Here is a 24,905-nt window from a genome sequence, read left to right as displayed (position 1 = left end):
AGCGTCAAAGAGCTCGAGGAATCTCGCGATCCTCGAAGGTCTCTATTATGTCGCCAGATCGCAGGTCTTGAAAGTCACTAAGGCCAATTCCACACTCAAATCCAGAGGCAACTTCGCGAACATCGTCCTTGAAGCGACGCAAAGAGGTAATCGAACCCTTCCAGATAACTACGCCATCTCGAAGGAAGCGAACCTTGGAACCACGTGTAATGGAACCATTTTGGACGTAACAGCCAGCAACAGCTCCAACCTTTGGCACTCTAAAGATATCGCGCACCTCGGCCTCACCCGTAACTACCTCTTCATACTCAGGAGCAAGCATACCGACCATGGCCGCTTCAATATCCTCGAGCATCTTATAGATAATCTCATAGGTTCTAATCTCAACGTGCTGTGCCTCGGCGGCCTCTCGACCACGACGATCGGGACGGACGTTAAAGCCGATGATCAATGCATTCGAGGCGGCCCCAAGGGAAACATCATTCTCATTGATTCCACCAACTGCTCGGCGTACGATACTCAACTTCACCTCAGGTCGTTCGAGCTTTCGAAGACTTTCAGTAACTGCCTCCAGCGAACCCTGCACGTCAGCTTTGATAATCACATTAAGAGTCGCAGTTTCCCCACGCTTAATCTGCTCAAAGAGATCTTCCAGTTTTGCACCCGGTGCCGCTCCACTTTGAGCACTCAGACCAGCAAGACGAATCCGCTGTTCGCGCATGGAACCGATCTGTCGAGCAACGCTAAGCTCAGCCGTCTCTCTAAATTCATCTCCAGCACTCGGAACCTCAGAAAATCCTAAAACTTGAACTGGAGTAGATGGCTCAGCCTCGTGAACTGGATTACCAGCCTCATCTATGAGAGCCTTGACCCTACCAAAGGCTGGCCCTGCCACCAAGTTAGAACCAACTCTCAGAACACCTTGCTTCACTATAACCGTCGCCACTGGGCCACGTCCAGGATCCAAATTGGCCTCCAAGACAACACCCTTGGCGCGGCCGACCTTGGTGGAGGTCAACTCCAACACCTCGGCCAACACAACCAGCTGTTCCAAAAGATCATCGACACCCAAATTCTGGAGAGCCGAAAGCTCAACCATTATAGTGTCGCCGCCCCATGCCTCAGGGACTAAACCATATTCAGAGAGCTGTTGCATAACACGATTCGGATCAGCGTCTGCACGATCGATCTTATTTATTGCAACTACTATCGGCACGTGAGCAGCCTTAGCATGGTCAATCGCCTCGATCGTCTGGGGCATCACCCCATCATCAGCAGCTACGACCAAAACCACGATATCGGTGACACCCGCACCTCGAGCACGCATAGCCGTAAAGGCTTCGTGGCCAGGTGTATCGATAAAGGTAACGAACTTGTTGTCGACTTGTGCCCTATAAGCACCAATGTGCTGTGTAATTCCACCGGCCTCTTTGGCAACGACGTTGGTCTCTCTAATTCGATCAAGCAGCTTTGTCTTACCATGATCAACATGGCCCATAACCGTCACAACCGGAGCACGCCACTCAGCTTCACCCTGTGGAACGATATCGTCGTCGGAGAAGTATTTGGCATAAAGCTCAGCCTCTTGTTCTTGTCCGGGGTCAACCAACTTAACCTTCGCGCCCAATTCAGCGGCGAAAAGCTCAATCGCATCATCTGAAAGCGTCTGGGTTGCAGTTACTGGTTCGCCCTGCAAAAGTAGGAATCGAACCACATCTCCAGCAGATCGATTGAACTTTGGCCCTACCTCTTGAGCCGATGATCCTCTTTCAATAATTATCTCGCCATCAGGCACTGGTGCATTGGATGGTATGTAGGACGTAACCTGAGTTGGCTCCAGCTCTTCCATATTCTTTCTACTGCGGCGCTTAGCGGCACGCTGTAGTGGTCGTCCTCGAGATCCAGCTGGCGACTTTCCACCAAAAGCTCCGCCCGGAGATGGGGTTGGAGTTCTAGAACCCGGAAATCCTCCACCAGTTCGAGGAGCAAAACCCGTTGAGGGACCACTCCTTGGGAAACCACCACCGCCACCTTGGCCCGCGCCACCCGGACGAGGTCCACGATCGGCGAAGTTACCTTGGCCCGCGCCACCCGGACGAGGTCCACGATCGGCGGAGTTGCCTTGGCCGCCACCGGGACGAGGTCCACGATCGGCAAAGTTACCTTGGCCGCCACCCGGACGAGGTCCACGATCGGCAAAGTTACCTTGGCCGCCACCGGGACGAGGTCCACGATCGGCGAAGTTGCCTTGGCCGCCACCGGGACGAGGTCCACGATCGGCGAAGTTGCCTTGGCCGCCACCGGGACGAGGTCCACGATCGGCGAAGTTGCCTTGGCCGCCACCGGGACGAGGTCCACGATCGGCGAAGTTGCCTTGGCCGCCACCGGGACGAGGTCCACGATCGGCGAAGTTGCCTTGGCCCGCGCCACGATCTGGGCGAGGTCCACGATCGGCGAAGTTACCTTGGCCCGCGCCACGATCTGGGCGATCACCAAAATTACCTTGACGTCCGCCTTCAGAATTACGATCAAATCCACCACCGGGACGAGGTCCTCTATTAAAGCCAGGACGATCGCCTTGTCTTGGATTTGGGGAATCGTTCTGATACCGTCCTCCTGATCCTTGACGATTAGAGCCCATCCCTGGAGGTGGCGGAATTGGCTTTCCCGAAAGCGACAAGGGCACCCTGGGACGCGGAGGGGGAGCCACGCTTCCACCTTTTGCACCTGGTTCTAGACTAGGGGCTGAATTGGCCTCCACGTCATTACGAACCACAGGTGGCCTGGTATCTCGATTTGGCCCCATTGACGATCGTTGACCATGTGATTCGGTAGACCTGAATACGCGACCGCGTGAATCACGAGCCTTTGGAGCAAGATTTTCCGATGAGCTACTTTTGTTCTCAGGCTTGTTCTCGGCCTCGGGAGCCGGTTGCACCTTTTGCACAGTGGCATCGGCATCGCTCTTTACGACAACCGTGCCCCTATCTAAATCTGGAGTAATGACTACTTTTTCCTCTTGTTTGGCTGGAGCCTCGGGTGATTTTACCACCTTTTGTGCTTGCTCATTATTCTTCGAAGATGCTAATTGTGATGGAGCAACATCAACCCTAGCGACAGGCTCTGATGGCAGAACCTCACTAACAGTGCCACTTACCGCTTTAAAGTTATCTTTAGCCGCTCGATCACTCTTGTCCGTGCCAGCCTCAGAGTCCCTAGGGGCATCCGCCCCGCGACGGTGGCTCTGCTTTGAATGGCCGGAATCTAAATGCCTACTGGTATCAGGCTCAGTTAGGGGCTCTGTCTTGGCTTGTACTTGTGCCTCGGGTTTAGCTTCAATTACTGGCGGTGCCTTGGCTTCGCTCTGTGGCTCACCTAGAGGCTGCGCCTTGACTTGTATTCGTGGCTCGGCTGCGGGAGGTTCTATCGGCGCTGACGCTTTACTAGCTATCGGATCCGCCGGCAAAACGTTAACGGCAGCATCGCCAGCCGCCACGGTAGTCTTTGTATCGCCGTGTGAGTGCTCTCCACCACCGGCCCTCTCATAGCGTCCAGCGCCTTCTCGAACTACCTTACGCCTAGCCCGATCAGCTTGAGCATCTTCTATGCTCGACGATGGACTCTTAATACCCATGCCAAGATCGTTGCATAGGTCAAATGCGCCCTTGTTTGAAAGCCCTAGTTCTTTGGCTAGGTCATAGACCCGTATCCGTTTTGCCAACTGCTACTTCAGTCCTCTCCTAAAACACTCATTCAAATTGAGAAATTATCGTCCAAATCAATACTGGACGAACATAGAATAACGACACGCAGACAAAACGGCCGCCTTCCAATGCTACACGGTTTTTTACGTTCACCCAATAAACGTGCGATATCGTCCGATTAGCACGTAACCACTTCGGTTACCTTGATACCTCTTTTAGACAAAGCATACATAATCCTAGTCGGATCCAAGCAAGTGCTAGCATCTGCATGCACCCAGTATCCCCGACCACAATCAATCTCCGTCGATTGGGCACGATTCTCCGAGATTCGAAGTCTAATCAACTTCGACTTCGAATCTCTTGTTCGACACACAATACAACTTCGCAAAAAGCGACTCTTTGACACCGGTAGTTCTTTCGTTACAACCAATGAATGGCCCTCCGCGAGCTATTCTTCGCCTTGGCCGGCCTCTGGTTGATCCTCGTCTTCGTCTATCGGAACCGAATCCAAAATCGCAGCTTCCTCGCCTGTTCCAATATCAATTCGCCACCCGGTCAAACGAGCAGCGAGTTTGGCATTGAGACCCTCCTTGCCGATAGCAAGAGGCTGCTCGGATGCATCGACGATTACGATTGCAGTTCCAGTGGCATCGTTTAGGTCTACCTCACGCACGTGGGCAGGCTGCAATGCTCGAGCTACAAATTCAGCTGGCTCCTCGGAAAATGGAATTATGTCGATTCGCTCGTTGCGCAATTCAGACATTACCATTCGAACACGAGCTCCCCTAGGTCCAACACATGCCCCAACGGGATCAACATTTGGGTCATTTGAAGCAACTGCGATCTTAGAGCGAATGCCTGGCTCGCGAGAGAGAGCTTTTATCTCTACTACCCCACTAGCAATCTCTGGAACTTCCAATTCAAACAATTTTTTCATCAGACCAGGATGAGAGCGAGAAACCACTATCTGTGGTCCCTTGTTGGTCCGGCGTACCTCGACAATATAGGCTTTGACTCTTACGCCATTGCCATAGCGCTCTCCCGGAAGCTGCTCTTGAAGAGGCAGCAGAGCCTCAACCTTACCCAAATTGAGCAAAGTGTAACGACTATCGGCTTGCTGTACAATTCCGGTAACAATGTCGCCTTCGCGTCCTGCATATTCCTCATACTTTAAATCGCGCTCTGCATCGCGAATACGTTGAAACATGACTTGCTTAGCAGTCTGAGCCGCAATACGGCCGAAATCTGTTGGCGTATCGTCCCATTCGCGAATTACATTACCATCTTCATCTAGGTCCTGCGCCCAAACCTGAATATCGCCAGAATCGGGATCAATAGTGACCTCGGCATCTTCAGCCGAATCAGGCCTACGCTTATATGCTGCAAGTAAGGCATTCGCCAATGACTCTAGAAGGGTCTCAACCGAGACACCCTTCTCTCGCGCAATCGCCTGCAAAGGCTCCATAAAGTCGCCACCAAGCCTCGCCATTGATATCATCCACCTTCCCGCTTTTTACACTCGACAACGAGCGTAATCATAAAATCTTTCGTTATTTCTTGTCTTTTGAGCCACTTTTGGGCGCCATAGTTCGCTTCTCACCAATTTGCCACTCAAAGACCGTCTTTGCTCGCTCAATATCAATTAATTCAATAACTTGAACGTTTGCGGAGCCTACGGGAGAATCAAAACCAATGATAACAGTCGAATCCTGCACACCTTGTATCCAACCCAAGACTCGTCGATCTGAAGAGACTCCACTCTTGAGCTTGATATTTACTTTGCTTCCGATGAACCTAGCGAAGTGAACCGGCGTTCGAAGAGTTCGCTCTAGACCTGGGGATGAGACTTCAAGCATATATTGACCCGAATAAGCCTTATCCACTGCCTCAATAGAATCCAACAACTCAGAGACCAAGGGTGTTAGCAGTTCAAGCTTACTTGCGTCAACATTTCCTTTTGGGTCGTCAAAGGTGACCCTCAAAGTATCTTTGGTCGCCTCAATCTCAAGAACCTCAAGTCCATTTGCTTTTGCCAACGGCTCCAACTGCTCATAGAGCATTTCAACCAGTTCCTCATTAAATGCAGATCCCTTTGCCAACTCACCCTCCGATCCTTCTCTAAAATCACAATAGCGCTAGAGCAAGACAAGCGTGGGCCATGGGCCCACGCTTGTGAAAACAATACACATATAGTCTATTTGAAAAACTAGTTAATTGGTCGTTTCAGGCACTCAAGGCACTATTGCCGATTAGTTCGACTACTGTTTCTGAGATCGAATCGATAGCTAAATTCAACGGAACACTTCTAGAAGAACCCGCAGAACGAAGCTTTATCTCAATTAAACCATTTGCAATCGTTTTTGGCCCCACCACCACATGGATAGGCATACCCATAAGATCAGCATCTTTCAGCTTGACTCCGGCGCCAACATCACGATCGTCCAATATGACTTCAATTCCGAGCTTTGAAAGTTCCCCATAGATCTGTTCTGCAGCCGCTTTGACCTCTTCGTTACCGCTGAAGTTAATTGCAACTAGATGTACCGCAAATGGAGCAATTGAGATTGGCCAGATCAACCCCGCATCGTCGTTGGAGACTTCAGCTACAACTGCTGGAAATCTGGAGACACCAATTCCATAGCATCCCATAAAGTACATCGTTTCGCTGCCGTCCTCACCAGAGAAACGAGCAGATCGAATCTTTTGTGGATATGTCAATCCAAGTTGAAAGGTATGTCCTGCCTCGACAGATCTCCTTAGATCCATTGGCGCCTCACAGCGTGGACAACTATCGCCTTGTGTAACCACCACTAGGTTATCAAAGTCGTCAACGGAAAAATCGCGACCCAACACTGCATCTAGGATGTGGATACCTTCAGCATTTCCTCCAACAACATAGCCTAAATTAGAGACAATTGAATGATCGGCAATAACATGCACTCCACGATCACCCATTGATATCGGACCAATCGAGCCAAGTGTAAGAAATGGATACTGCGCAAATTCCTCCCCAGAGAGCGGAGCATAGCCGTGAGGAACCTTCAATACCCGATCACCAGGGACCAAAGCTAAAGTAAGTTTTGAATCCTTGGACTTTAGCGCCATAGTCTTTATTGTCTCCGAAGCTCGCACCTCGATTCCCTTAGATTTAAGGAGATCGACAACTTCATCAATTGATTTAGCTTGGCCAGTTTCAACCTCGTAAGATCGACCCACCTCACCTTGGCCGCCACCTGAAAAGTTAGAGGAACGAACCGCAGCCTCAATATTCGCGCGATAACCGCAATTTGAACAGCTAGCAAAGTGGTCCTCGCCGATGGCTGCCGGAACCATAAACTCGTGATTTACGTCTCCACCAATTGAGCCAGAGTCAGCCTCAACTGGATAATATTCGACACCAATTCGATCAAAGATCCTACAGTAGGCATCAAAAATATTCCTATACGACTCACGCATGGCCTCCTTGGACTCATCAAAGGAGTAAGCATCCGCCATAACGAATTCACGGGTTCTCAAAAGACCAAAACGAGGACGCGCTTCATCTCGAAACTTGGTCTGAATCTGATAGACCGTAGCTGGCAAATCTCGATACGACGCTAAATCTGGACTAACAGCAGCTATGACGGCTTCCTCGTGGGTCGGCCCCAAAACAAACTTACCGCCTCTAACCTCTAGCCGCATTAAGACATCGTCCATAGTGGCAGACCGATTTGTCTCTTCCCATATCTCCACAGGCTGTAATGCGGGCAAAAGGACCTCTTGGGCGCCCGCATTGTCGAACTCTTGCCTAATAATAGCTTCAACCTTACGCAGAACCCTAAGACCCAGTGGCAGATATGCATATACACCCGATGAGAGTCGCCGAATGTATCCGGCTCTTACTAATAGCCTATGTGAGATCGCTTCCGCATCAACTGGGGCTTGCCTTTGAGTTTTCGCAACTAGACGTGTCATTCGCATCATAACAGCCTAACCGCGCTTCAAAGGGTCAAAGTTCTCTTAGCTACAAGTTGTTAACGCTAAGGCATCTTGGCTTATTCACTAAGATCGATCCGACGACGTATCTGCTCGATCTTAGTGATCGAATTATTAGCATCAACCCCTCGATTTTCCAAAAGCGCCAACCTATCGGCTTCAGCTTCGGCTTGCGCATTGGGATCTGCCGCAGCCAATCGAGCCTCCACTCCCTCTTTGGCTATCTTTTGAGCTTCTTCAACTAGCGCAGCAACCATCTCTGACTCTTTTACGACACCGACTATCTTGCCCTTAATAAAAAGATGGCCCTTTGATCGCCCAGCCGCAATTCCAAGATCTGCTTCTCGAGCTTCACCTGGACCATTGACCACACATCCCATGACTGCAACCTGAAGTGGGAGATTCAACTTCTCAAGTGCCTCTTGGGCAGCCTTGGCGACAGCTATAACATCAATCTCGGCTCGACCACAGCTAGGACACGCGATCAGATCAAGTCCCTTACGCTCACGAAGACCAAGGGCTTCTAGTAGAACACGACCTGCCTTTACCTCTTCAATAGGATCTGCTGTCAGAGAGTAGCGAATGGTATCGCCAATCCCCTCTGATAGGAGGGTTGCAATTCCGGCCGTCGCCTTTATGATACCGGCCGGAGGCGGCCCCGCCTCGGTAACACCTAAGTGAAGCGGGACGTCCACGGTCTCTGCCAAAATTCGATAGGCCTCAATCATCAAAACAACGTTGGAGGCTTTGACGGAGATCTTTACATCCTCAAACCCCACCTCACCAAAGAGGCTCAGCTCGTTCATCGCAGATTCAACGAGTGCCTCGGGGGTAACTCCATTGTACTTCTTATATAAATCCGGGTGAAGAGAACCGGCATTTACTCCGATGCGTATTGGAACGCCGCGATCTTTAGCCTCCTGAGCGACCAGCTTTATCTCGGCTGGTTTGCGTAAGTTGCCTGGATTCAAACGTAACCCGGCAACGCCAGCCTCAAGTGCAGCAAGTGCCATCTCCACATGAAAATGAATGTCAGCGACGATTGGGAGGGGAGATCTTGGAACAATTTGAGCCAGCCCTATAGCTGCTTCCCCATCATTACAAGTGCAACGTACAATGTCACATCCTGCTCCTGCTAGAGAATAGATCTGTGAAAGAGTCGCCTCGACATTGGCAGTCTTTGTTGTCGTCATTGACTGAATCGAGACCGGGCTATCTCCACCAACTTGAACTTTTCCAAGGTAGATTGACTTAGAGTGTCTCCTTGGCGCGCTAAATGTGTTAGATCTGGCCATCATATTCTCCTTTTAAAAACATTCCTTAAAAACGCCAGTAAATATATTCGCTGTAGCCTCTCCATAGATGTCGAGAGACCAAGACACCTGTCCACAACGGTCCTACAAAATCGCAAACATCCACGAGTGTCAAAAACTCCTCATCCGGAAAACTCTCAAAATCCCAAAGGCACTTATTGAGAATTCAGCCAAAAGGATTTGCTATCGGATGTGTTATATCAAGATATAAAGCCGTCAATCCTAAAAGAACGATAACAAACAATACGGCGTACGTGAGCGGAACCATCTTCATCATGTCGGCGTGATATTTCCTTCCCTTTCGAGAACGAATAGCCTCGTATGTTGCGATAACTACATGACCTCCATCTAGAGGCAGTAGAGGAGCGAGATTGAAGATTCCAACGAAAATATTGATTGAAAAAAGCAACGTTAAAACCGCCCCCAGCCCAACATTGGCAGCCTGGCTTGCCAGTCTTACAATGCCTACTGGGGATTCAAAACGAACACTTGCACCCGAACCTGAGACCGTGGAGGCCGGATGCTGTAGAGCATTCACGTACTTTGATATCCCGTTTGGACTAAAGTGAGAGACCAAAGCACCAACAGTAGCGGCGCTATAGGAGCTAACTACGCCAAATGGCTTTATAAAACTAGAAAAGAACGAGCTAGTCTGTGTCGGCTCGCTGAGTCGAACCCCTATAAGCCCATTGTTAGCTGCGGCTGGAGATAGCCCTTTTTCTACGGTGCCGGCTTTGACTGGAGTAACTTTTATGGAAATCGTGTGTCCATTCCGCAAGATCTCCAAGGTCAAAGAGTGATTTGGGGAATTCTGTATTGCGGTCACAAGATCATTAGCAGAGACCAAATTATGACCATTGACACCAGTGATGATATCTCCTGGCCGAATGCCAGCACTAGCAGCAGGAGATCCACCTGAAGAGAAAGTACTTACGGCGTCAACCTTAGCTTGAGCTGCATTAGGAACACCAACAAACAAAAACAAGACGACAAGGATCAAATATGCCATGACAAAGTGCATGAAAGAACCAGCAGCAGAGACCGCTAAACGTCGTGGATAGGTTGCATTTCTATAGGCCCGTGCTTCATCTGCTGGATCCACCTGCTCAAGATTGGACATACCCACGATCTTAACGTATCCACCTGCTGGGATCGCCTTTACGCCGTATTCAGTCTCACCTCGCTTGATAGACCAAATCTTTGGACCAAAGCCCAAGAAATACTCGGTTACCTTCATACCAGACCACTTTGCGGTTGCAAAGTGACCGAGCTCGTGAATCATGATCATGGCAATTAAGGCGACCACAACAATGAGCGTCTTAGCGAAATTTAGATAAAGAGCAACCAAGACCACAGCGGTCAATATCAGCGCTGTCCGAGCTAGGTTTCTCCACAGTTGTCCACGACTTGCGACGAGATCCTCGCCTAGAAGATCGTCACTTTCGTTGGAATTTCTTGGTCCATCAGAGATATCTTCTGTTATCTCTAGTTTGTCTGACTCCAATTAAACTCCTCGATTACTTCACGCAATTTAGGTGAAAAAATTCAATTAACCTTCGAATGCGCATCTACTACTTCTTGTGCTCGCACTCTTGCCACCTCATCCAACGCTATAACATCGTCAACTTGTTCCAAAACGCAAGATTCAAAGCGAGCCAACGCATCCTCCAACAGGGGGTATATCTCCAACCATTGAAATCTTCCATCCAAATATGCCGCTACGACCACCTCGTTTATGGCATTAAGCCAAGTGGTGGCACCATTACCATTCCGAAGTACATCAAAAGCAAAATCCAATCCCCGAAAAATATCTCTCCTAGGGGGCTCAAAGCTTAACGAAAAGGAATTCTGAAAGTCTATCGGCCCATAAATCGGCTCAAATCTCCCAGGATAATTGATTGCATAAGCAATCGGCAACTTCATATCTGGCCTTGACATCTGGGCAAGGATCGAACCATCTCTAAAGGCCACCATGGAATGAACTATCGACTGGGCATGCACCACAACCTCTACCTGAGAGGGAACAAGGTCGAAAAGCTCTACCGCCTCGATAATCTCTAGCGCCTTATTCATCAAAGTTGAAGAATCCACTGTAATCTTGGGACCCATCTTCCAGGTGGGATGATTAAGTGCCTCCTCTAAGGTCACCTTGGTCAGTTCTTCATAGGTCTTGGTCCGAAATGGTCCCCCAGAACTCGTAAGAATGACTTTATCGACCTCATCAGTCTTACCCCCTCGCAAACACTGATGGATTGCTCCGTGCTCAGAGTCAATCGGAACAATCATTGCGCCAGGCGTAGAACGTACGCGCCTTACGACCGGTCCACCGGCTACTAACGACTCTTTATTAGCTAGTGCCAGCCGCTTACCCGCTTCCAACGCGCCCAGGGTCACCCAAAGTCCTGCAAAGCCAACCACAGCGTTGACACTTACATCGGCTTCGCGAGCGGTCTCATAGAGGCCCAACGGACCAAAACGAACTTCCAGAGCCGGAAAAAGCTCCTGAATATAACGTGAAGCCACCTCGTTAGCCACAACCACTATCTTCGGATGGAACTCTCGAATCTGATCAACGAGCAGGTCCAACGACTTATCCACGCTCAGCGCCAAAATCTCAAAACGACCCTTTGAATCACGAACGACATCTAAGGTCTGTCGACCGATACTACCGCTTGATCCAAAGATTGAAAGAGTTGTAGTCAAGTTGCTGAGATCCATTTCCACAAAAGTATTCATAGGGCACTTAACTGTTAAATACCTTGAATCCACGATACGAAAAACTTTAAAACATCAAAGTTTATCCCCAGGTTAGGCTACATCAAGGACAATCACCTATCGACCTTACCGATTCGGAAATAATGTTGGTCGAATAAAAAGGTCGATGGCCGCCTCTATGTGATCAATCAAGACGACATCGGCTCCCCGAAAGCACCTTTAATCAAAAACGATAACTGGATAATACCTTCAAAAAAAATCCTTCAAAATTGAAAGTTACCATCACAGAAACTTCGTACCATCAAAGATGATGACTGAAGTACAAAACATAATAAAGAATCGGTGTAACGAAGATCAATGCGTCAATACGATCCAAGATGCCGCCATGACCCGGCAGGATGCTACCTGCATCCTTAGCACCGATCTCTCGCTTGATCTTAGATTCAACTAGATCTCCAACTGGAGCTGCAAAGGCGGTTATCAGTCCAATGGTCCCACCCAGAAGCGGAGTCACAGGATGTATGTGGCTCGTAATCAAAGCACCCACCAAAACAGAACCTAGAGCACCAAAGAGAAAGCCCTCGATAGTCTTGCCTGGAGATATTGTTGGAGCCAGCTTTCTACGGCCCAATGCCAACCCACCAAAATAGGCAAAGACATCGGCAGAGACCGTTACCAACAAAATCGCCATCATGTAGGCCAAGCCACGCCGGGGATCACCCGGAATAGGACGCATCACCAATGCTATGAATGCCCCACCCAAGCCAATCCAGGCAATACCTAAAAAGGTTACAGAGGCATTAGGGAGAATTGGACCTTTGAGTATTCCGGCGAGATACCAGACAAAACACGCAACCAACGAGATGCTCAAGACATAAGCGATGGCTGCAGCACCTTGGTAGTATGCACCGTATATCAACGCGACGCCACCTAGGATCCCTATCAGCTTGGCAGGCTTATACCCGCCAACTGGTGCATTTGGATGATCGGTGACCAGCATGTTGTAGAACTCAGACATTGCAATGACCACCGCTATGGTTAAGATAACCAAAACAGCCCATTGTCCCACCAGAAAACAGACTACAGCCAACGCTCCAAGAGCCGCTCCAGTCGCAATCCGTAAGAAAACTGACGACTTCTTAGCCCTAGCGCCCAATGTGTCGTTGGTATCGCCCTTCAGAGAATAGAGAACCTCACCCGCTGGGTTCGAAGAAGAAGCAGGTGGGTCTACCCTTCTTTCACCTCGCTTGTTTCGCGCCATTGTTTGATCATCCTTAATCGAACGCGACGGCCCCTCGGCCGGCGCGTTATTTTCACTTGGAGCACGCATTGGTTTTGTTTTAGTCTTGTCTCTTCGTCCCAATCTCGAGACAAACGACGAAGAATCCTCTACCAGTGGGGCGTCAAACCCTGCTGGAGGCAGATCGGCTGCATCGCCTTTTAAATCCCTTGAAACTTCTTTGTTAGAGGTTCGCATGTGACGGTGCTTTGGTTGAGGAGTAGATGCAGCGTTGTCACCGACCAAAGGAGAGACCTTTGTCCTTCTGGTCGAGCGTGTAGAGGACGATACTGTACGTACTGGGGTGGTGGATATACGTCGAGCATGCTTGCCTATGGGATAATCATCGAAACCTTCGAGGTCAATCACATCCTCCTCGATCAAATCGCCGCTGCTGGCAAAGTGCCGTCCAACGGCTACCTCACTTTGAGCGGAAAAAAGAGCCTCCTTGGTGGCTTCAAACTCGTCGTCAGCGTCCAGATGTCTTCGATTTTTAACCCATCGAAAAGCCCCTTCATCGACAGAGTCCAGATCAACATCGATTACCTCAGTGCGGTCAATTGCAAATTGGATAGGAATCTCACCAGTCGGAGCTTCCGTCCAGTGGGGTAAATCGGCGTCATAACCATCCGTATCGACATCATTTCGTGACAGAGCGCGTTTTTCTTGTCGCTCTCGCCACTTTGGTGACTTATCATCACCTAAAGAGTCGTACGATCCGTCTTGGCTTGCCTGAGTCACTAAATCCTCCTTGACTCCATCTACGAAGTCACCGCTGTACTCGATCCTAGATCTCCAAGAGTTCTTTCTCTTTACTTTCTAACATCTTGTCAATGTCAGCAATTGAATCTGCTGTAATCTTCTCCAGGTCCTTCTCTGCGCGGTCAAGTTGATCCTGATTGATCTCATTGCGCTTCTGGGCTGCCTCGAGCTCTTGACGAATAGTCCGACGAAGATTTCGTATGCCGACTCGTCCTTCTTCTGCGCGATGCTTTACCTGTTTCACAAGGTCCTTACGACGTTGCTCGGTTAGAACAGGAAAGTTCAAGCGAATGACAGCCCCATCATTGGATGGATTGATGCCAACGTCTGATGCCTGAATCGCCTTTTCAATAGCCCCAAGAGCACCTTTGTCATATGGAGTGATAACCAAAACTCTTGCCTCAGGAACTGAAAAACCAGCAATCTGCAAAAGCGGCACCTCAGTGCCATAATACTCAACTGGTAAACGCTCAACTATGCTCGATGATGCTCGACCAGTTCTAAATGCACCAAATTCACTGTGAGTATGCGCAATTACCTTTTGCATACGGTCTTTGGCGTCTAAAAGTGTTAATTCAATAATTGATTCATCCATTATGAAACCAGAGTACCTAAGAATTCGCCCCGTAGCGCACGAAGTATGTTACCTGGAGTCATTAAATCAAAAACATGTACTGGAATGTTGTTGTCTTTACAGAAAGTGATAGCCGTCAAGTCCATAACCTTTAGATCCCGAGCGACAACCTCCATAAAAGGGATGTAATCAAACTTGGTAGCAGAAGGATCTAATTTCGGGTCAGCACTATAGATACCATCGATTCCTGAATGTGTACCCTTCAGAACTACTTGAGCATCTATCTCAGCCGCCCGAAGCGCTGCAGCCGTATCGGTAGTAAAGTAGGGATTACCTGTTCCTGCTGCAAAGATGACAATTCGACCCTTTTCGAGATGTCTTATGGCCTTACGCCTGATATAGGGCTCCGCCAACTCGGCCATTTGAATCGCACTTTGGACTCGAGTCGCTTGACCCAACTTCTCTATCGCATTTTGGAGTGCGAGTGCATTTATAGTTGTAGCAAGCATTCCCATGTGGTCGCTTGTTGCGCGCTCGAGCATTGCGCCCGGACCAACTGCTCCCCGCCAAATATTGCCGCCTCCAACGATAATGGCCAGCTCCACCTGGAAGTCACGTGCCGCCTCGACAACCTCGGCAGCTATTTGATTTAGAACTAGCGCATCGATAATCTCATCCGAAGAGGAGCTAGCCAGCGCCTCTCCGGAGATTTTAAGAACAGCACGCTTCCACTTGGCCACTACCGGCTGTGAAGTCTGTGCCATAGCTTATTGGCCGATAAGAATTTGAGAAAATCTGGTCACTTTAGCTTGTCCTAGGAGTTGCTCAAGTGTGATTTTTTCATCCCGGATGAACCTTTGATCCATCAGACAGATGCCCTCATAAAAGCCACGCATACGACCATCAACGATCTTTTCAATCTGAGCATCAGGCTTTCCCTCGTTCCTAGAGATGGTCTCTAGGGTCTGGCGCTCGGCCTCCACCTCATCCTTGGGTACTTCGTCGCGAGAGACAAAGCGGGGACGCGAAAAGCCTATATGCATTGCGATATCATGTGCCAATTCGCGACTGCCACCCGACACCTCGACCAGAACGGCATTGACGCCGCGATCAGACTGAGTGTGCAAATAGCCATCGACTACAGAGCCTTCAGGTGCAACAAAGCGAGCTACCTTACCGACTTCGATCTTCTCCTTCAAAGTGGCCCTTAGCAGATCCAGGTCCGCCTCAAAGGTATCTTTAGCCTCTTCGCCCTTTTCGGCGACAGCAATCGTAATTCGCTCTAAGATTGCAATAAATTCCGAAGACTTAGCAACGAAATCGGTCTCGCACTTCAACTCAGCGATGGCGCCCAAATGATCGTCGATGACAACAAGCGCTACAGCTCCTTGAGAGTTTTCGCGGTCCTCACGCTTTGCCGCACCGGCCTTCCCCTTCTCCCGAAGGATCTGAGCGGCCTTCTCCATGTCACCGTCGGCATCTTCCAAAGCCTTCTTTACATCCATCATTCCGGCACCGGTCGCTTTTCGAAGCGTAGCCACATCAGCTGCAGTTATTGCCATTTTTTCACCCTAACCTTGGTTGTCGTAATAGTAATTTCGATGAATTGAGTAGTTCCAGACATTGAAAGTGGCCAACCACATGTGTGTCAGCCACTTCAGGAATCTAGATCTACCCTACTTGATAAACTCTTTGGGGATTGCTCCACCTGAAGATGACTCCTTCGAGAATCTCCAGGATTTTAATGTTAGGCTTCGCCCTCTGCTTCACTCTCTTTGCCACGCGCACGCTTTGAAGCGATTCGGGCTTCGCGCTCGCGTGCCTCGTCAGCGGCCTTACGTCGAGCCTCAGCTTGTGCAGATAGCCTCTTTGCCTCTTCCTCGGGATCCAACACTTTAGCCATAGAAACAACTTGGGGAAGAGTTCTGCGACCTTCCAAAACTGCATCTGAAACGATTCGACACATCAATTCGCCTGAGCGAATCGCGTCATCATTTCCAGGTATCACATACTTGATCACATCTGGATCACAGTTTGTATCTACAACTGCGACAATCGGGATGCCTAATTTGTTCGCCTCTGTAACAGCAATGGCCTCTTTTTTCGTATCGATGATAAAAAGGGCGTCCGGAAGACGATCGAGATTGCGCAGACCACCTAAGTTTCGCTGCAACTTCTCCAACTCACGAGAGAGAATCAGTGCTTCTTTCTTTGGCATGGCGTCAAAATCACCAGCTGCCTTCATTCGCTCATACTCTTGCATCTTCTTGACACGACCAAGGATGGTCTGGAAGTTTGTAAGCATGCCACCGAGCCATCGCTCATTCACGAAAGGCATTCCACAGACTTGAGCAAAATTGGCTATCGGCTCTTGGGTTTGCTTCTTCGTACCAACAAACAAAACGGTTTTGTCTTGTGCCGCTAGCTCGCGAACAAAAAGAAAAGCAGTCTCAATTCGCTTTAGGGTTTGATGAAGATCAATGACATAGATTCCGTTTTGCTCGCCATAGATGAATCGCTTCATCTTCGGGTTCCATCGACGGGTCTGATGTCCGAAATGCACACCGGCTTCTAGAAGCTGACGCATAGTTACAACAGGTTGCTGACTCATATTGGTTTCCTCCCACGGTTATACCAGTTTTGGAGCTCGCGCACTATTTTGTGCGACCGTTGGGACGCTCCAGAACTTGAATTAGTCGTCATACAGCTTATATAATCAATACAACAAAAGCGTCGTTTTAGAATGAAACCCCAAAACAAATCTGCTCAACTTCGATACATGGGACTTACATCGTAGCTATATTCAGACTCTAAGGCTAACCCATGACGATTTCGGCCTGCGATCCATCCCGGAATGCGAGAGCTCCACAGGTTTATGGATAAGAGATCCTCGCCCAAGGTACACTGAGCGTCTAATGGAGACCACTATTTAGCACCACAGTGAATTAGGGGGATGAAGTAGGGGGATGAAGTAGGGGGATATAGAGCAGTTGAACCAAAAAAAAGGGGGGCCAGTACGAAACAGGCCAGTACGAAACAGGCATGCGCTAACAAGGTCATACGACGATCAACAAAGCAGGATTCCTTGTTCGATGGAGTTATGCCTCCGTCGGTCATCGGGTATCGACCTAAAAAGAGATATAGGAGCGATCTTTGTTACCTATGTGGCACATTTATGGAACCAGTTCGTCTTTTACCTAATAAAAACAATTCAAAGATCCCGGCATCTTGGGGCATAGACGCTTATGACTGGTTCGGCTCTTCGATTTAGCTCTTCCATTTGGGCAAAAAAAGAGTAGCCTTGTTGTCTTGCGGGCCAAATCATTCTCGCTGGGCTGCCTAGCCAAGGAAGTCTCCCAGCACGCCTAAGTCGTGGTCCATAATGACCAAAACAAAATTTAGCTAATTGAGGGCAGATATGGTGATATGTCAACTCTCACGATAACTAGGCCCAGAGGGTTGGAGCATCCCTTAATAGCCGAATAGTAATGTGTTGAATCTTGGATGTGGCGGGAATCTAATTCTGAGAATCGAAATCGTTCAGCCGTAATCGGAGTTGCATTACAGCCTTGGTGTGGATCTGACAAACTCGAGATTCAGTGACGCCTAATACTTGCCCGATTTCCGCAAGGGTAAAGCTCTCGTAGTAATAGAGAGCCAAAACCATCTTCTCTCGATCGCCAAGTCGATTTACGGCTTGCGCGAGAAGCTGCTTTGTCTCTTCGTTCTCAAAAACTAGGACGGGACCAGTTGCTTTGTCTGGAATCGAATCACCTAAAGTACCAGAATCACCGCGCTCTGAACTGGCCAAAATCTCATCTAGTGCTGCAATTCCAAGACGTCGAGTTTCAGTAAGAATATCACCAAGATCCTTTGGTGTGATCCCCAACTCGGCGGCCAACTCTTCGTCGCTTGGACTTCGCAATAGCTTTGCCTCTAGCTTTACTATTGCCTTTTCAACCGATCGTGCCTTAGCTCGGACCGAGCGAGGCACCCAATCGATGGCTCGCAACTCATCGATAATCGCACCCTTTATTCGAGCAATTGCATAGGTCTCAAATTTAATCGCTCGCTCAGGGTCAAATTTGTCTATAGCATCAATCAAACCGAAAATGCCATAGGAAACCAAGTCGGAAGGATCTATGTTTCCTGGCAAACCGCTAGCGACTCGTCCTGCTACGTATTTCACCAGAGGAGAGTAATTCACGATCAACCTATCACGAGCATCCGAGCTCTTGGTTGTCTTGTACTCTTTCCACAAAAGAGTCACTTGATCTTGATCGTCTACTTCCACAGTTTGCATCTTAGTTGTCATTTGCCCTCGGATGGGTCTTAGCGTGGACCTCTTTGAGGCGGGCCAACGATACTTTTGTATAAATCTGCGTCGTAGCAATCGAACTGTGACCCAAAAGTTCTTGAACGGATCGCAGATCCGCACCGTTGTTCAATAGGTCTGTTGCAAAGGAGTGGCGCAACTGATGTGGAGAAATCGGAAAAAGCGACCAACGCTCCAATATTCGCCTCACATCCCGCGGAGTCATCGGGTTCCCCCTTGAATTCTTCAAAAACGGATTGTGAGAATTTACTTCCACGTCCACACCTTCATCCCCTGCATGGCCGAGCGTACTTGAGGAATCAACGGCAGCTCTAAATTGTCCTAGAGCCCTCAGTGCAGATCCAGAAAGAGGAACATCTCGTCTTTTTGAACCCTTGCCAAGAATCTGAACAAATCCTGAACCTAGTCGAAAGTCCGGCCACTCAAGTGAACACAACTCAGCAACTCGCAACCCTGAGCCATAGATCAACTCCAAAATAAGCCAATCCCGAAGATCGACCAGTGTCATTGAAATTTTGGCAGTCGTTTCGACTCTATCGATAAGCTCTCGCGTAACAGATTCACTTAACGGCTTTGGAAGTGAACTCGGAGTTCGCCCAACGCTCAATGCTCGCCCAAATTCATCCGGATCGTTCGGATTTTGCGATCGAACAAAATGCATAAATCCGCGCACAACGCTCGCCTTACGCAGGAGCGTGCGTTGAGACAGGCCAGCAGCACGACATGTTGAAAAATATCTCCGCAAATCATCATTTGAGAGTTGCACTATCTCATTCTCATGCGGATGCGAGACAAAATCCTTCAAATCGCGTCGATATAGCGCCAAAGAAGACTCAGCTAACCCACGTCGCGTTCCAAGATAACTATCGACCAGTGCAAGTCCTCGATCAGTAAGATCCAACTTAGATTCGAGCAACTGCCCTCGCGCGTATCGTCCCATAGCTCCCCAACTTACTACGGACTCACCGTTATAAAAATATGATGACTTCGAAACCAACAACAATTTAAGTTATCGGCAGATCTTGCCGAGAACTCAACACTTAGAATCTTGAAAATTAAAATATTCTAAGACAAACGATAGCACCAAATACCTTGATCATTTTGCTCCCAACTCTCCTCTTTAAAGCAAAACCTAAGTGGCTGGAAAGCAAAACCTAAGTGACTGGCGCCTCTCTGATTTAAATAAATTCTAAAGCAAAAAATGCAACCCAAAACTTTTACAGTGAGAGCTAGCCCTCCAAAGCGAACGTGACCACCACAGACTTATAACCAGAACAAACCGCACTCTGGATCGTTTCATAGTATTTATCTTGGGGGTTCAAAGCCTCGTTTGGAACAATCCTGGACACCTTAGCATTGAGCTGCTACCAACCTATTGGTGGAATACAAGTCCCTCCACAGCCCACTAAAGCCGCGACCAAAACAAAAAACGCGGTAGCAGCCAAATCAAATCGACCCTTGGTCCAACTTCCCCTTGGCCTTAAATTGCTCCAAATCCATTGCGATCAATCCAACACTTGGTAAAGCCTTATGGGAGCAAGACCTTATTAGACCTAAGCATCAATCCAAAACACAAATCCCTTCAAAGGAAAAGCGCTGGCACAGTGATAGTCACACAAACTATTTTATCCTGTGTTAGCGTTCCAAAACATAGGCAATGAAACGTTAGATAGGAAATACGTCTGGCTAGCTAAAAGAATTAAAAAGTTTTGATCTTGGAACGTTTCAATTAGCCAAACCCTCAAAATGAAAAAATCCTCTTGGATAGCTATAGGGATCACTCCCGTAGCATCGCTACATAAAATCATAAAAATTAAAACGGATACTAATAATGATCTTCATGAATACTAAAAGAAGCACTATCTAAAGCTCAGAGCTGGCTCCTCGATTAGGTCATATATGACACCCAGTCAGCTCTCGTCGCTCTGGTACCGCCTTCGCGGGGATGGCTTCGTCGATTGGTTCAATTGGCTAAATTGGCGCACATAGAGGATCGCAATATCATAGAATGACGAAATCTAGCAAGACTAATAGATCGGCTCAAAACTAATAATTCAAAACGCCAAGATTGGCAAACTAACTCCGGATCCCGAGCAAAGGAATGACATTAGAGAGAATTACTGACAACATAAGTACTCAAATACAATCGAAGGTTCGAGAACCAAAATTCAAGATTCCCGATAACGATGCTAAAACTCGCTCAAAGCACCATTACAGACTCGATAAAGTAATCAAGGTGGCTCAATTCCTAACAGCGTCAAGATCTAAAAAAAACGAAATCCTCTTAATCAACCGAGACCGATCAAGAGGATGGATAAGGATGATCCGGGGCCAAGAAGTCAAATTGACTTGGGGGACAGATCTCAGATAGTTCTTAAACCTTAATCCGGACATCCTTAAAAAGTTATCAATTTTTCATTACTCGGCGATCAACCTCACTTTACTTTGCCCAAAGGAAGAACTTCGCGCTTGTAGACAAAGGCCAAGATATCAGCGGCAGCCTTATAAAAAGCAATCAAAGCAAAGACAATTCCGACATAGCCGCCAAACTTTCCTATGCTTGCGGAACCAGTCCAGTTTGAAATAGACGCACAGGATAGCGCAATTACGATCAAGGCAAAGATCACGGCAAGTACTTTTTCGATCCTAAGGGCGCATAAAAAGTAGATGACAGTCATAAGTACATAACACGCTATGAACGCTCCAAAAGCTTTACCTCCGGCAGTACCAGCCATAGGTGCAAAGTGCCAAATCCAAAGGCCGACGATAATCCAAAAAGCTCCGTATGTTCCAAAAACAGCGTAAGTGAAGGTATTCCCTCGCGAGTATTCACCGAGGGCAACAATAATTTGGATCAAACCAGCTAGCACAATCCCTACCGGAATGATCAAGGCTGTCGCCTTTCCATCGAGGACTCCTGCATTGACAAAATTCAAAAGCAATGACCCAGTCGCAAAGGCAAGAACGCCCAGCGGGCCTGGATCGGCTCGATTATCTAGGACAGTTGGAGTCGCCGGATCCCATTGTGGCTCCAACCCTGAAATTTGGGCAGTTTTTTCGCGTGTACTCACGAATAATCTCTCTTTCTCTAACAGATCTTCTCCAGACGCGATCTGTTGTTGTAGATGATATATGACATAAGTCACAAATACAAATCAGACAAGTATACGTGTCTGACAATCATACGCCAAGGAAAAAAACAGGGCCAAAGGGCAGTCACCTCGCCAGTAATGATTCAAAACACCGCCAAGCTTCCAGCCATTTAATTCCTCGCCAACGCAAATGTGGCAGTTGAAGTTGGACGGGCAAAACCAAGGCAGTTCACATCACCCCGGGCAAATAGCGCCAGCGCAGCGTTCTTAACTCTTGGGCAATATCACGTCCTTATCTTTGGGCGATTCAATGGCAGGGCACTTGGGCGATTCAATACAGACTTGGGCACCTTATGTGAATAGGTCTTTATTGATGATGCAGTAGCCCAGGACTCTTAGCTCTAGTTTCGGGCACCGCCCCGTGAAAGCCCAGGTTATGACCATATTGGTGTCAAGATTTGGGCACTACAGTTGAGCAATCACCGTCTTGGTTCGACCTGAGGTGTCTACTATCCCAAGAATTGAGTAGATATCTTTTTGGGTAGCGGTGAGTGTCAGAATAGTTGGCACATTTGCTCAGTTCCAGATTAATGGTTTTCTGGCACCTTGGTGCCGCCAAAATTTAGTTAATTTAGGTTTCCCGTGGATCGACTTACCCGTGGTGGTCATTTGATTTAGTTGCCGACGATAAGTCGGCAACTAAATCAAATGACCACACTTAACTCTGCCAATTCAGACAACTAATTGACGATCTCTCATTGCTTTTGGCTTAGGAGATCGAAGATGTATAACAGAATCGTCGCGCTATCGTCGCGTAGCGGGCCAGTGGAGTTCGCAAATAGCTGCCTCCTGTTTGGTTGGATAGACTTCTAGCTCTTTAGCGCCGCCATTGGGGCTATTGAGTTGTGGAGCATTGCTAGTGGTGATGAGCAATGTTCCGTTCGTGCTGATTAGGTTTGTGGACGATCTTTATCTTCCCACACGAAACACACGTTGTAGCCAGCTGTCGACGCCGATAATTACCACACACCCCGCCTTCCTGCGACGAGGTCGCCTTGTGATTTGTTCGTCCACATCCCACACATGTGGGTTCGCCAATTGCTATACCTGCCTCTCTCAAAGCCATAACCAGACGTCCCACCAATGGAGGCGCACCGATCGATACTGCGTCAGGATGGGTTGAACGCTCGGTAGAGTGAAGCGAACATGGCAGGTTTAGCAGTCGTCTGATTGAGTACCCGGGCAATTGCCAAACGATCGGCTTCACCAACTGTGGCCGCAATGCTCTCAAGTATCATTTCTACCAATTAAAGAGGAATAATAAAGAGATCTTTTTCCAATTCCCTCACATCGAAATGTCAACCCTAGCTAAAAATCAAACTGCCATCGACAACTTTCATCTGATCGACTCTACATAGCTCTCCGAGGCCTGTAAGGTGCGAATTCGGCTAGAGCGCCCAACGAGTTGTATGGTTTCTCCCCTCCAAGAAATGCCCATTGCAGAACCGTATGAAATATCTACTCGTAATGGCCAAAAAGGAGGGCTTTAGCTTAACGCGAGCTGTGGTAAAACATTCAAAAGCGATGGCCACTTGTATGCATTCTTCGTGTCCACCAACTTGCAGTTCTCAATGGCCAGTAACAAGAGATCTACTCTATTCTTGGAGTAGTAGATACCCTAGCTCGAACCAAGAAGGTGATTGCTCAACTGTAGTGCCCAAATCCAGACACCAATATGGTCATGAACTGGGCTTTCATGGGGTGGTTGTCGAGTGGCGGGGAGGAACTTCCCCTCCCCGCTCTCACAGAACCGTGCGTGAACCTCTCAATTCACACGGCTCCTAGCGAACCGACTTTTGGTATTACCCCAAATGACCAGTGAGCCCAAAGATTGGGTTCACGTTCGGCTATTTGAGATAGGTATTTCCAAGCATTTGCTCGTATGCTAAGTCGCCTGTACTTTTTGCGTGCCCATCTAATCAAATAGATATTGATACGACGGAGGAGTTGGCCTAATCTGGATTTGTAGAAGCGTCCATAGTAGTTGATCCAGCCTAAGATCACCGGGTTGTAAAGCCTGGCGAGTTCGGCTATGGTTTGGCCTGTTTGGAGGTGAATACGAAACCGCCTAAGTTCTCTGCCCATTTCTTCTACCGCTTTATCTGAAGCCGCTGGCAGGAAGTTGTTAAACTGCTGCTTGAACTTATTGCGGGCGTAGCGTGGTGCAAAGGTAAATCCTAGAAAGTCAAAGCGTATTTGTTCGAACTCTCCTTTACGGTTGGAGTCCTTACAATAGACGATTTTGGTCTTTTGTGGATGTAACTCCAACTTGACCTGCGTCATTCTCTGACCTATAGCCTCTAGGATCTCTTCGGCTCGTTTCTTTGTTTCCACATGTACCAAAAGGTCATCCGCGTATCGTTCAAACGGGGCATAGGGTAAGTTCTTTACCATCCATTTGTCAAAAGCGTAATGTAAGAACAGATTCGCCAAAATCGGAGAAATCACCCCGCCTTGGGGTAATCCTTGCTCTCGATCTATTAGTTGTCCATCTTTGTTTTGCATTGGAGCTTTCAACCAACGTTTGATGTAGAGAATTATCCATGGCTCTGATACGTGCATAGAGACAGCTTTTAGCAGCAGTTCATGATCTATTGTGTCGAAGAAGGCCTTGATATCTAGATCAATGACCCAATCGTACTTCCAACATCTCTTGCGTGCTTTTTCAATGGCATCATGGGCTGAGCGATTCGGCCTGTAACCATAGGAGTCTTCGTGGAAGACCTCTTCCAATCTTGGCTCTATGTAGGCTTTAGCTACCCCTTGGGCGATGCGATCTTTGACGGTTGGAATACCTAGGATTCTTTTACCGCCATCTGACTTGTCTATCTCGACATATCTAGTTGCCGCTGGAAAATAACTTCCAGAAGCCATTCGATTCCAGAGTTGGTAGAGATTGTTCTTTAGATCCATCTCAAAGACTGAGATGGACTGCTTATCAATCCCTGGTGCTCGCTTTGTGTCTATTGTGATTGGCTTTTGCCTCTTTGTATGCTTTAAGTACGACGTACTTGTCTTTTGTCAAAAGCTTTTTCTTGTCGTGGTCTTGTCATTTGATCCCTCCCCCTCAACTTTTACCTTGAGAAGTTGTTCAT

17 protein-coding genes are annotated in these 24,905 nt (G+C 48.3%); all 17 read right to left on the bottom strand.

Features of this window, described 5'->3' with window-relative positions; genetic code table 11:
- Positions 1–4: 4 nt before the first annotated feature.
- Positions 5–3,721 (bottom strand): translation initiation factor IF-2, encoded by a 3,717-nt coding sequence (gene infB / locus ACIDITHRIX25_RS87135; RefSeq protein ID WP_201732224.1) that lies wholly within the window; start codon positions 3,719–3,721, stop codon positions 5–7.
- Positions 3,722–3,882: 161 nt separating this feature from the next.
- Positions 3,883–4,077: a hypothetical protein gene (locus ACIDITHRIX25_RS87130; protein WP_160291668.1), complete on the bottom strand. Its 195-nt coding sequence runs from the start codon at positions 4,075–4,077 to the stop codon at positions 3,883–3,885.
- Between the two features lie 75 nt (positions 4,078–4,152).
- Complete coding sequence (gene nusA / locus ACIDITHRIX25_RS87125; RefSeq protein WP_201732222.1) at positions 4,153–5,193, bottom strand: transcription termination factor NusA; 1,041 nt, start codon at positions 5,191–5,193, stop codon at positions 4,153–4,155.
- Between the two features lie 61 nt (positions 5,194–5,254).
- The gene (locus tag ACIDITHRIX25_RS87120) at positions 5,255–5,803 is read right to left on the bottom strand and encodes an LSm family protein (RefSeq protein WP_201732221.1); all 549 of its coding nucleotides are present in this window, start codon (positions 5,801–5,803) and stop codon (positions 5,255–5,257) included.
- A gap of 124 nt (positions 5,804–5,927) precedes the next feature.
- Positions 5,928–7,658 carry a proline--tRNA ligase gene (locus ACIDITHRIX25_RS87115; RefSeq protein WP_201732220.1) on the bottom strand — a complete coding sequence of 577 codons (1,731 nt, stop codon included), beginning with the start codon at positions 7,656–7,658 and terminating at the stop codon, positions 5,928–5,930.
- An 80-nt stretch (positions 7,659–7,738) separates the two neighbouring features.
- Complete coding sequence (gene ispG, locus ACIDITHRIX25_RS87110) at positions 7,739–8,974, bottom strand: flavodoxin-dependent (E)-4-hydroxy-3-methylbut-2-enyl-diphosphate synthase (protein ID WP_201732931.1); 1,236 nt, start codon at positions 8,972–8,974, stop codon at positions 7,739–7,741.
- Between the two features lie 184 nt (positions 8,975–9,158).
- Complete coding sequence (locus ACIDITHRIX25_RS87105) at positions 9,159–10,496, bottom strand: M50 family metallopeptidase (RefSeq protein ID WP_201732219.1); 1,338 nt, start codon at positions 10,494–10,496, stop codon at positions 9,159–9,161.
- A gap of 41 nt (positions 10,497–10,537) precedes the next feature.
- Positions 10,538–11,728 (bottom strand): 1-deoxy-D-xylulose-5-phosphate reductoisomerase, encoded by a 1,191-nt coding sequence (dxr, locus tag ACIDITHRIX25_RS87100; protein ID WP_249685609.1) that lies wholly within the window; start codon positions 11,726–11,728, stop codon positions 10,538–10,540.
- Positions 11,729–12,008: 280 nt separating this feature from the next.
- Positions 12,009–13,727 (bottom strand): phosphatidate cytidylyltransferase, encoded by a 1,719-nt coding sequence (locus ACIDITHRIX25_RS87095; protein ID WP_201732218.1) that lies wholly within the window; start codon positions 13,725–13,727, stop codon positions 12,009–12,011.
- Between the two features lie 46 nt (positions 13,728–13,773).
- Complete coding sequence (gene frr / locus ACIDITHRIX25_RS87090) at positions 13,774–14,343, bottom strand: ribosome recycling factor (protein ID WP_052603857.1); 570 nt, start codon at positions 14,341–14,343, stop codon at positions 13,774–13,776.
- Positions 14,343–15,086, bottom strand: coding sequence for a UMP kinase (gene pyrH / locus ACIDITHRIX25_RS87085; RefSeq protein ID WP_052603856.1), 744 nt, complete (start codon positions 15,084–15,086; stop codon positions 14,343–14,345). Before pyrH ends, frr begins: the two co-directional genes overlap by 1 nt.
- Before the next feature lie 3 nt (positions 15,087–15,089).
- A complete protein-coding gene (gene tsf / locus ACIDITHRIX25_RS87080) occupies positions 15,090–15,884 on the bottom strand; it encodes a translation elongation factor Ts (RefSeq protein ID WP_052603855.1) in 795 nt (264 codons plus the stop codon).
- 185 nt (positions 15,885–16,069) lie between these two features.
- Positions 16,070–16,933: a 30S ribosomal protein S2 gene (gene rpsB / locus ACIDITHRIX25_RS87075; RefSeq protein ID WP_052603854.1), complete on the bottom strand. Its 864-nt coding sequence runs from the start codon at positions 16,931–16,933 to the stop codon at positions 16,070–16,072.
- A gap of 906 nt (positions 16,934–17,839) precedes the next feature.
- Positions 17,840–18,625: an RNA polymerase sigma factor WhiG gene (gene whiG / locus ACIDITHRIX25_RS87070; RefSeq protein WP_052603982.1), complete on the bottom strand. Its 786-nt coding sequence runs from the start codon at positions 18,623–18,625 to the stop codon at positions 17,840–17,842.
- A gap of 1 nt (position 18,626) precedes the next feature.
- A complete protein-coding gene (locus tag ACIDITHRIX25_RS87065) occupies positions 18,627–19,598 on the bottom strand; it encodes a tyrosine-type recombinase/integrase (RefSeq protein ID WP_201732217.1) in 972 nt (323 codons plus the stop codon).
- A gap of 1,495 nt (positions 19,599–21,093) precedes the next feature.
- Positions 21,094–21,729 carry an acetate uptake transporter gene (locus ACIDITHRIX25_RS87060; RefSeq protein WP_052603852.1) on the bottom strand — a complete coding sequence of 212 codons (636 nt, stop codon included), beginning with the start codon at positions 21,727–21,729 and terminating at the stop codon, positions 21,094–21,096.
- A gap of 1,851 nt (positions 21,730–23,580) precedes the next feature.
- Positions 23,581–24,723, bottom strand: a complete 1,143-nt coding sequence (gene ltrA, locus ACIDITHRIX25_RS87055) for a group II intron reverse transcriptase/maturase (protein WP_249685607.1) — start codon at positions 24,721–24,723, stop codon at positions 23,581–23,583.
- Between the last annotated feature and the right edge of the window lie 182 nt (positions 24,724–24,905).

The sequence above is a fragment of the Acidithrix sp. C25 genome (genome assembly GCF_904848545.2).
Note: the sequence above shows the minus strand (reverse complement) of the source record. Positions and strands in the feature narration are given on the sequence as shown.

What these genes read in the sequence shown, in the direction of transcription:
- ACIDITHRIX25_RS87115 (WP_201732220.1), bottom strand. Translation starts at nt 7,658, where the DNA reads ATGACACGTCTAGTTGCGAAAACTCAAAGGCAAGCCCCAGTTGATGCG.
- pyrH (WP_052603856.1), bottom strand. Translation starts at nt 15,086, where the DNA reads ATGGCACAGACTTCACAGCCGGTAGTGGCCAAGTGGAAGCGTGCTGTT.
- tsf (WP_052603855.1), bottom strand. Translation starts at nt 15,884, where the DNA reads ATGGCAATAACTGCAGCTGATGTGGCTACGCTTCGAAAAGCGACCGGT.
- ispG (WP_201732931.1), bottom strand. Translation starts at nt 8,974, where the DNA reads ATGGCCAGATCTAACACATTTAGCGCGCCAAGGAGACACTCTAAGTCA.
- ltrA (WP_249685607.1), bottom strand. Translation starts at nt 24,723, where the DNA reads ATGGATCTAAAGAACAATCTCTACCAACTCTGGAATCGAATGGCTTCT.
- ACIDITHRIX25_RS87065 (WP_201732217.1), bottom strand. Translation starts at nt 19,598, where the DNA reads ATGGGACGATACGCGCGAGGGCAGTTGCTCGAATCTAAGTTGGATCTT.
- whiG (WP_052603982.1), bottom strand. Translation starts at nt 18,625, where the DNA reads ATGCAAACTGTGGAAGTAGACGATCAAGATCAAGTGACTCTTTTGTGG.
- frr (WP_052603857.1), bottom strand. Translation starts at nt 14,343, where the DNA reads ATGGATGAATCAATTATTGAATTAACACTTTTAGACGCCAAAGACCGT.
- nusA (WP_201732222.1), bottom strand. Translation starts at nt 5,193, where the DNA reads ATGGCGAGGCTTGGTGGCGACTTTATGGAGCCTTTGCAGGCGATTGCG.
- rpsB (WP_052603854.1), bottom strand. Translation starts at nt 16,933, where the DNA reads ATGAGTCAGCAACCTGTTGTAACTATGCGTCAGCTTCTAGAAGCCGGT.
- dxr (WP_249685609.1), bottom strand. Translation starts at nt 11,728, where the DNA reads ATGAATACTTTTGTGGAAATGGATCTCAGCAACTTGACTACAACTCTT.